Below are 9,437 nucleotides of genomic sequence, written 5' to 3' on the forward strand. Positions count from 1 at the left end.
AGAAAACTTTCCGAAATCTGTAAAAAGCATAATTTAAAACTGATTGTAGACAATACATTTTCACCGCTTTCTATTTCTCCTCAATTATTTGGAGCTGATGTAGTGATCCACAGCTTAACGAAATTCATCAACGGAAGCAGTGATACTGTTGGCGGTGTATACTGCAGCTCACAAGCATTTATTGATGACACTAAAAATGTAAACTCAGGAGCGTGTATGCTGCTAGGACCTACAATGGACAGTTTAAGAGCTTCAAGCATTCTGAAAAATCTGAGAACCCTCCATATCAGAATAAAACAACATAGTCACAATGCTTTATATCTTGCTGAAAGATTTGAACATGATGGCTTAAAAGTATCTTATCCGGGTTTACCTTCCCATAAAAATCATGAACTGATGAAGAGCATGATTGATAAAGAATATGGATTTGGTGGATTATTAACGCTTGATGCAGGAACTACAGAAAAGGCCAATGAACTGATGGAAATGATGCAGACCGAAAATCTTGGCTATCTGGCTGTAAGCTTAGGTTTCTATAAAACCCTGTTCTCCTGCTCAGGAAAATCAACCTCATCTGAGATTCCGGAAGAAGAACGTGCTTCCATTGGTATTTCTGATGGATTAATCAGATTCTCCATCGGTTTGGATCACGATATTGAAAGAACTTACTATAAAATGAAAGAATGTATGCGGAAAGTAGGAGTTCTTAACCATGAAAACATTTCTATATCCTAAATTCTATTGTACAAAAGAAGGCTGTTTCTATTGAAACAGCCTTCTTTATTTTTTTTATTAGGTTGTGGCTAAAGCCAATGGAGTTTTTATTTTTTGTAAAAACCCATTTCTATTGAATAAGTCTTGTTATCCCGTTTAAAACAAGAAAATAAATACATAGAGCCATTCCAATATCAGGAAAAACAGCTGTGCAATCTGCGGAAGAAAAATATTAATCCCTAGATAAAGCCTCCTGCTTTTTTACGAACAAAACTAAATTTTACAGATTGATGGTATTACTTCTTGTAATAATGATGCGGAAATGCATCCTCAGGCTTCATTCTGAAAACATTCAGTAAAATCCAGGATTTAAGGAATCCATATCCGTAAGAAAACATCTGAATATAGGTGGAAATCACCGCCATTCCGGCAATACTGATATTTTTAGTCAGAAGTAAAGCATGGAAAAATACCAGAAACGTGTACAAGCCATAGAAAGAAAGAATAAATCCTTTCCCCAGCATAAAATATTCAATAAATCCCATGATGTATCCCAGCATAAATAAAGTAGGAAATGCAAAGGATATTTTTACATAATTAGGATGTCTCTGATTAAGAATAGGTCTTGCGCAGCCAAACTGATATACCTGTTTGGAAAACTTACCAAAATCTACTCTACGTTTATGATACACCGCAATATCATCAAAAAAAGCAGTTGTAAATCCGTTTTCCCAAAGGGTCATGGATAAATCAGGGTCCTCTCCTATTCTCATTTCGGAAAAGCCACCCACTTTCTCAAACACAGCTTTTTTTACACCCATATTAAAACTTCTGGGCTGAAATTTTGAAACCGACTTTTTACTACCTCTGATTCCTCCAGTAGTAAAAACGGAAGTCATGGAATATGATATTGCTTTCTGCATCAGATTAAAACCTTTATGTGCCTTATCTGCTCCTCCGAATGCATCACAAGGAATCGTCAGGATATCTTTTTTAATATGCTCAATATAATCTTTTTCAACAATCACATCACTGTCTACAAATACCAGCCATCCATTGGCTGCTCTTTTTGCTCCATAATTTCTTGTCAACCCTGGCCCAGAATTATCTTTTCTGAAATATTTAATATCCAGAATCCCTTCAAAATTTCTGATGGTAGGTTTCAGGTCAATGATTGAACCGTCATCAACGATAATGATCTCAAACTCTTTATCAGTCTGTTGGGTCAAAGAATTCAGCAACTCGAAAAGTTCATCCTTTCGGTTGTAAATGGCAACAATAATAGAAATACTAGGTTTCAAATTGAAAATTTTTCAAAATTACTTATTCGTGGATGAAACCACAAACAGTTTAACAGCTTATTGGGAGAATTAATTTTAACAATATTAAATAAACACTCCGGATTTATAGTAAACACACATCACCAAAGCAATAAAAAATGCAATCACAGAGCAGCTGAAAAGCAGTAGTTTGAAAATACTTTTGAAATAGTACAGCTCCATAAGATTCAGAAGAAAAAACAGTAAAGATGAAATGGCTGTTCCTATTAATGAAGCCACAATTAAAGCCGTTGTTTGATCTCCTATTGGCAGAGGTTTATGAAAAACAACAAAAAAGAGAACAGCAGACGCAAGAATAAATCCTGCGCTGACTTTCTCTGTAAAATATTTATCTTTTTTCTTATCCTTTTTACGGATGCGGGCTTCGGAATCTTTTACCGGTGCTGTTGCCACAACAGAAAACACATCTGCTGCAGTTTCCAATATTTCAAAAATATTCCAGGACATATTCTCTTTAAGATTTATCCTCTAATTTATGGATTTTCTTAGTTCCTTCATACATTTCATACTGCAGGAATCTTGTTTCCAGTTTTCCGTTGAAAAGCTTGATTTTTCTTGAAGGACGCAAACCGATCTTTTTCACCGCTTCCAGATCAGATGAAATTAACCATGCAAGGGTGTTTGGATAATGTGTTTTAAATGTGTCGCCGATCTTTTTGTAGAAATCATCATCGTTAATAGAAATTCTCTCATCGTATGGCGGATTGAATACCATCAATAATGGGAAAAGATCTTTTTTAGAGTCGAAGAAGTTTTGTTTTCTGATTTCAATGACATCCTCCATTTCAGCTGCTTCTACATTCATTCTGGCAGCATTCAGCATTCTGGCGTCAATATCAAATCCTACGATCTTACCATTGAATTCTCTTACCCTGTTAATTCTGAATTCTTTGATTTTAGAGAATAAATCAGCATCATAATTTTTCCAGTTCTGGAAGCCGAATCTTTTTCTGAAAATCTGAGCCGGAAGATCCAAAGCAATCATCGCCGCTTCAATCAATAATGTTCCGGAACCACACATCGGATCAAGGAAGTTTCCTTTTCCATCCCAGCCTGCCAATTGCAGCATTCCGCTTGCCAGAACCTCGTTAATTGGTGCTTCTCCCTGTTCTCTTCTGTATCCTCTTTTAAATAAAGGATCACCGGAAGAATCTAAAGAGATCATCACCAACTCTCTGTCGATATGAAGATGGAACTTCATATCCGGATTTCTGGTCTCTACATTCGGGCGTCTTTTATATTTCTCCTGAAAATAATCTACAATCGCATCCTTCATCTTCAAAGTCACAAACTGAGAATGTTTGAATGTTTCAGAGTTCACAGTAGCATCAATGGAAAAAGACTGATCTACATCCATGAACTCATCCCACTCAAATTTGAACAACCTGTCATAAAACTGATGCTGGTTGAAAGCCTTAAACTGGTGAATCGGAACCAAGATCTTTAAAGCCGTTCTTGCAGAATAATTAATTTTATAAAGAAAACCAAGATCTCCTTCACAGTTAACCGCTCTGTTTTTCACTTCAACCTTTCTTCCTCCTAATTTCTTGATTTCCTCCGCCAGAATTTGTTCTAATCCGAAGAATGTTTTGATCTGTATTTGTAGATTTTCTATATCCATAATTTTGAAATAAAAGTTTTAAAGCATTAATAGTTAAAAGATTAACTACCCAGTTCATCGATCAATTGAATTTTTCAATCTCTCCATGTTGTAAAATACTTTGCTTTTAAGACCACAAATTTAGTTATTTTTGCATTATGGAATGGTTTGAATCTTGGTTTGATACCCCTTATTATCATTTGTTGTATAGCAACAGAGACTATACTGAAGCAGAGAACTTCATTACAAAACTTACTGCGGACCTACAGCTTCCGCCCCAATCCAGGATCATTGATCTTGCCTGTGGAAAAGGAAGACATTCTGTTTTCCTCAACAAACTGGGGTATGATGTTTTAGGGCTGGACCTTTCAAGACAAAGTATTGAATCTGACAAACAGTATGAAAATCAGACCCTGATTTTTCAGGTCCACGATATGAGAAACCCGATTGATGCAGATCCTATGGATGCTGTTTTCAACCTGTTTACCAGTTTTGGTTATTTTGACAATGAAAATGATGACAAAAAGGTCTTTCAATCTGTATACAACGTCTTAAAACCGGGAGGATATTTCGTTTTAGATTATCTGAATGAAGAATATGTAAGAAACACGCTGGTCCCTGAAACAGTAATTACCCGTGGTGATATTGATTTTAAGATTTTGAAAAAGATCGAAGGCAGACACGTTATTAAAGATATCCGTTTTGAAACAGAAGGCCAGTCTTTTCATTTCTTTGAAAAAGTAAAGCTTCATACTTTGGAAGCCATTCATGCTTATGCTTCAGACTGTGGTTTTGAAAGAATAAAAATCTGGGGAGATTACCAATTGAATGATTTTAATAAAGAAAGCTCTCCACGTTGCATCAATTTATTTAAGAAAAAATAATGATAACAGTACTTTTACTGATTTTAAGTGTCATAGCCGGAGTTTTTCTGGGTAAACATTTTGGTAAAAAGGAAAAGCTGGCTAAAAATCTATTGATATTAAGTGCAGGTTTCCTGATTACGATCTGCCTGAATGAAGTTTTCCCTGAAGTGTATACTTCTTCAGCAGGCAGCAGCCTGGGAATATTCGTTATTGCAGGAGTTCTTCTGCAAATGATCCTGGAAGCGCTTACCAAAGGTTTTGAACACGGCCATTTTCATCATCACAGTGAGCATAATATTCTACCGGTAGCTTTAATGGTAGGTCTTTTTATCCATGCTTTTATTGAAGGTATTCCTTTAGCCAATGAAGAACATGAATTATCACCTTATCTTTTAGGAATTGTATTTCATAATCTTCCTATTTCATTTATTCTGGGGGCATTTTTATTCAACAGAAAAGGAGAATCAAAGAGTTCATCTTCTTATCCGTCTCTATTGATTGTAGCCCTTTTTGCACTGGCCTCTCCTATGGGAATGTTATTGGGCAATTATTTTAATCCGAATCTTCAGCCTTATTTTCTGGCTATTGTAGGCGGAATTTTCCTTCACATTTCATCGGTCATTATTTTTGAAAGCAATAAGAACCATAATATTGACTGGGTTAAAATAGGACTCGTAGTATTAGGAGTTTCCCTTGCCCTGATTATGCATCTTTTCCATCATCATTAAACTTATTTTTAAACACAAAAAAGCTCTGAATTTTGTAATTCAGAGCTTTTATTTTTATTTCATTACCCAATGGAAATTAGAATTTCCACCCAACGGTAAGGAAGAAGTTGTTTCTGCTGTTTTTAACTTCACTTACTGCATAAGCATCACTTTCATAGATAGATTTTGAATCCAATGAATAATAAGCACTGTCATAATCGTTTCCAATAACAGCTCTCATAAAAGGATTGCTATATTTTGAAGTTACATTTTGATAAGATGCATCAATATAGAATGATTTGAAATCATACCCAATACCAAAGGAAAGCAAGTTTCTGTCGCTTAGCATAAGATTACTGTAAGACTGATCTCCTACATTACCTGCATTATCAAATCTGCTGATCGTAAGTGCATCAATCGGATTAGATAAATAAGAATACCCTCCTCTTAATCTTAGCTGCTGCACTCTATATTCTGCTCCTACTCTTACTTCCGACATATTCTTATAATTATCTTTGAAGAAAGAATTCAGATCCCTTTCAATGGTACCATATACTTTATAATCAGGCTTTGAAAGACCTAATGTATAGTCTACGTTCAATGAAAAGTTTTTGCTGGCAACAAATGCTGCACTTACAGTTGCTTTGAAGGGAGAAGTAAGCTTTCTGCTTTCCGTACCTACACCATTTCCATAGTCTGGATTATTGTAAAAGCTAAAATCACGGTCTATATTCCAGAATGTAGGCGTTTCAAGAGATGCTCCTAACCTGAAATTAGGACTTAATTTTCCAATTACCCCAACTGAAGCGGAGAACCCTGAAGATCTTTCTGAATAAGGAGTATCTTGCCTGTCAAAAACATCAACAAAATTATTCTTAGTCATTTGAAGCCCTAATCTATCATACTGATCTACAGAAGCATTAAAAAAATTCAGTCCGGCTCCTATATAGAAGTTATGATTATAGTTAGCACCAACACCGAAACTCATTTTTGATAAATTTCCATATCTTGAATAGGCATGTGCAGCTAATGTAGCGGCTCCATCAGGTAAAGTTGCTGTTATATTAGCATTTCCCGGCGTTTGGATAACATTATCAAGTGATTGGTTTGAAAAGTTAACTCCAATATTAATAAACTTCCATGCAGACTCAGTCATTAAAGGAAAAGCAATTATTCCGCCTGCATTTCCCAAGTCTCCTTTTGTTTTACTATAATCAATGGTTTGCCCTCCAAAAGACGTCTTGTTCTTATTACCCATAACAGATAAAGTTGCAGAAACCTCTCCTGAAATAGCCACCCCTAAACCTGCCGGGTTAGTAAGCAGTGAGTTTGCATCACCTCCCAATGCTCCATTAGCACCTGCCATCGCATTAAACTTAGCAGATCCTACCATTGGAGTGCCTGAATAAACATCTACAGTATTTCTTATTAATGAAACATCCTGAGCCTGCGCATAAAATGCAGCAGCAATACCCATTAATACTAAAGATTTTTTTAACATTATTTTTTTAATAGTTTTTAAGAAGTTGAATATTATCTGAATCCACCGGATCTGAATCCGCCACCGCCACCGGATGAACCGCCTCTAAAGCTACCTCCTCCTGATGAACCTCCAGATCTGAAACCACCACCGGAATTATTAAATCCGCCACTGTTTCTAAAGCCTCCTGAATCTCCGGATCTGAATCCGCCATTATTGTATCTTGGCTGTGATTGAGGCATAGAATTACGGAAACCTCCTGAATCTGAATTTCTAAATCCTCCATTTGAGTTTCTGAATCCACCAGAGTTTCCATTTCTGAAGCTTCCATTTGAATTTCCATTTCTAAATCCACCGGAATTCTGATCTCTGAAACCTCCATTAGAACTATTTCTAAATCCGTTATTGTTTCTGGCAGTATTTGTTCTGTATACAGCATTACTTAAACCGGAACCGCTATTACCGCTTCTCATATAAATTCTGTTATAACCACCCCAGTAGCCTCCGTAGCCCCAGTATGGGTTACCGTAATAGCCTCCCCAGAACGGATCATAATATCCACCCCAGTAAGGAGAATATCCCCAGTATGGGCTTCCCCATCCCCAACCTATAGAGCCACCCCAGCCCCAGCCGAAGGATCCGCCCCAACCCCATGATAAGCCAGCACCCCAGCCCCAGCCACGGTTCCAGCCCCAATATGGATTATATCCTCCATACCAAGGATAGCCCCAGCCCCAGGAATTGTCATAGTAATTGGTTTGAGAGCCTGCATACATCCCCCAGTCAGAGTTTGTAGCATTTCCCCAATTGGCATTCACATCACTCCATTCATTATATTTATTTTGCTGTTCTCGGGAATTTGTTTGTGCATTTTGAATCACATTGGAATCCTGATAGTAGTCATAGTAATCACCTACTCTGTTTCCGCCACCATTAATGATAACTCCTTCCGGCAGCGTATCCTTGTTGGGGTCATAATATACCCCATCTGTCTCGCTATACCCTCCCATCTGAGCACCACAAGACATAAGCAATAATCCGCCTGATATTGCCAGTATCCCTTTGGATTTTAGCAGACCAAGCAAATTTTTATGTATATTTCTTTTCATGATAACGTAAAAATTTTTAATTTAAATTATATTTGCAATCTGTACCAAAAATGTACCAATACTGATTAAAAAATCTATCAAAAATAGATTTTTATTTTTAGATAACAATAATGTGCAAAAGTTAAAAAAATTTTAAAAGATAATGGCAAAATTAACCTCAAGAAGCGAAGATTACAGCAAATGGTATAACGAGCTGGTTGTAAAAGCTGATTTAGCTGAAAACTCAGGAGTGCGTGGATGTATGGTAATCAAACCGTATGGCTATGCAATCTGGGAAAAAATGCGTGATGAAATGGATAAAAAGTTCAAAGAAACAGGTCACGTTAACGCATATTTCCCGCTTTTTGTGCCCAAGAGCTTATTTGAGGCTGAGGAAAAAAATGCAGAAGGTTTTGCAAAAGAATGTGCAGTAGTTACCCACTACAGATTAAAAACAGATCCGAATAATCCTTCTAAACTGATTGTAGACCCGGATGCCAAACTGGAAGAAGAACTAATTGTTCGTCCTACGTCTGAAGCAATTATCTGGAATACCTATAAAAACTGGATTCAATCTTACAGAGATCTTCCTATCCTTATCAACCAATGGGCAAACGTTGTACGTTGGGAAATGAGAACCCGTCTGTTCCTAAGAACGGCAGAATTCTTATGGCAGGAAGGTCATACAGCTCACGCAACAAGAGAAGAAGCTGTAGAGGAAGCTGAAAAAATGAATAAAGTATATGCAGATTTTGCAGAAAACTTCATGGCAATTCCTGTAGTTCAGGGGCTGAAAACACCTTCTGAAAGATTTGCAGGAGCAGATGAAACCTATTGTATTGAAGCATTAATGCAGGATGGAAAAGCCCTTCAGGCAGGAACATCTCACTTCTTAGGTCAGAATTTTGCAAAAGCATTTGATGTAAAATTTACTAACAAAGAAGGAAAAATTGAACATGCATGGGCAACATCCTGGGGAACTTCTACCCGTTTGATGGGTGCTTTAATTATGACCCACTCTGATGACTTCGGATTGGTACTGCCTCCAACTTTAGCTCCAATTCAGGTAGTGATTGTTCCGATCTTTAAAGGAGAAGAACAGTTGGCACAGATCAGTGAAGTGGCTTTAGATATCCAGGCTAAATTAAGAGCGAAAGGCATTTCTGTTAAGTTTGATAATGATACACAAAACAAACCAGGATGGAAATTTGCAGAATATGAATTGAAAGGTGTTCCGGTAAGAATTGCTATGGGACCAAGAGATCTTGAAAACAATTCTGTGGAAATTGCAAGAAGAGATAATCTTACTAAAGAAGTTCGTTCTATTGAAGGATTAGATACTTATATTGAAGAGTTATTGAAAACGATTCAGCAGGATATCTATAACAAAGCATTTGAATTCAGAAAAAACAACATCACCAAAGTTGATACTTACGAAGAATTTAAGACCGTTCTTGAAGAAAAAGGAGGATTTATCTATGCCCACTGGGATGGTACTGCTGAAGAAGAAGAACAGATTAAAGACGAAACTAAGGCTACCATCAGATGTATTCCTTTAGATGATGACGTAGAAGAAGGTATTTCTTTGATTTCCGGGAAACCTTCTAAGAGACGTGTATTATTCGCAAAAGCGTATTAATAA

General features: G+C 36.7%; 9 protein-coding genes. 4 read left to right on the plus strand and 5 right to left on the minus strand.

All coding sequences use genetic code 11. From position 1 onward, the window contains the following. Positions 1-735, plus strand: a 735-nt coding sequence (locus BBH99_RS04685) for a PLP-dependent transferase (RefSeq protein WP_185111041.1), incomplete at its 5' end; no start/stop codon positions are given. 275 nt (positions 736-1,010) lie between these two features. Here the strand turns inward: BBH99_RS04685 and BBH99_RS04690 are convergent. The 3 genes from BBH99_RS04690 to BBH99_RS04700 all read right to left on the minus strand — a co-directional run bounded on the left by BBH99_RS04690 (position 1,011) and on the right by BBH99_RS04700 (position 3,675). After that, the gene (locus BBH99_RS04690) at positions 1,011-2,015 is read right to left on the minus strand and encodes a glycosyltransferase (protein WP_066692649.1); all 1,005 of its coding nucleotides are present in this window, start codon (positions 2,013-2,015) and stop codon (positions 1,011-1,013) included. 84 nt (positions 2,016-2,099) lie between these two features. Next, a complete protein-coding gene (locus tag BBH99_RS04695; RefSeq protein WP_066692651.1) occupies positions 2,100-2,501 on the minus strand; it encodes a hypothetical protein in 402 nt (133 codons plus the stop codon). 7 nt (positions 2,502-2,508) lie between these two features. After that, positions 2,509-3,675: a THUMP domain-containing class I SAM-dependent RNA methyltransferase gene (locus BBH99_RS04700; RefSeq protein WP_066692653.1), complete on the minus strand. Its 1,167-nt coding sequence runs from the start codon at positions 3,673-3,675 to the stop codon at positions 2,509-2,511. Positions 3,676-3,812: 137 nt separating this feature from the next. Between BBH99_RS04700 and BBH99_RS04705 the strand changes: the two genes are divergently transcribed. Both BBH99_RS04705 and BBH99_RS04710 read left to right on the plus strand, forming a co-directional pair. Beyond that, positions 3,813-4,538, plus strand: coding sequence for a class I SAM-dependent DNA methyltransferase (locus tag BBH99_RS04705; RefSeq protein WP_066692655.1), 726 nt, complete (start codon positions 3,813-3,815; stop codon positions 4,536-4,538). A 2-nt stretch (positions 4,539-4,540) separates the two neighbouring features. Beyond that, on the plus strand, positions 4,541-5,248 hold the full coding sequence (locus BBH99_RS04710) for a ZIP family metal transporter (protein WP_066692662.1): 708 nt from the start codon (positions 4,541-4,543) through the stop codon (positions 5,246-5,248). A 76-nt stretch (positions 5,249-5,324) separates the two neighbouring features. On the opposite strand, the gene BBH99_RS04715 is transcribed toward BBH99_RS04710, so the two are convergent. Then, positions 5,325-6,728 carry an OmpP1/FadL family transporter gene (locus tag BBH99_RS04715; protein ID WP_066692657.1) on the minus strand — a complete coding sequence of 468 codons (1,404 nt, stop codon included), beginning with the start codon at positions 6,726-6,728 and terminating at the stop codon, positions 5,325-5,327. Positions 6,729-6,760: 32 nt separating this feature from the next. Continuing rightward, positions 6,761-7,816 carry a prolyl-tRNA synthetase gene (locus tag BBH99_RS04720; RefSeq protein ID WP_066692658.1) on the minus strand — a complete coding sequence of 352 codons (1,056 nt, stop codon included), beginning with the start codon at positions 7,814-7,816 and terminating at the stop codon, positions 6,761-6,763. Positions 7,817-7,958: 142 nt separating this feature from the next. On the opposite strand from BBH99_RS04720, the gene proS reads away from it, so the two are divergent. Further along, the gene (gene proS, locus BBH99_RS04725; protein WP_066692660.1) at positions 7,959-9,434 is read left to right on the plus strand and encodes a proline--tRNA ligase; all 1,476 of its coding nucleotides are present in this window, start codon (positions 7,959-7,961) and stop codon (positions 9,432-9,434) included. Positions 9,435-9,437: the final 3 nt, after the last annotated feature.

This window comes from Chryseobacterium contaminans, from assembly GCF_001684955.1.
GTDB classification, from domain to species: Bacteria; Bacteroidota; Bacteroidia; order Flavobacteriales; family Weeksellaceae; genus Chryseobacterium; species Chryseobacterium contaminans.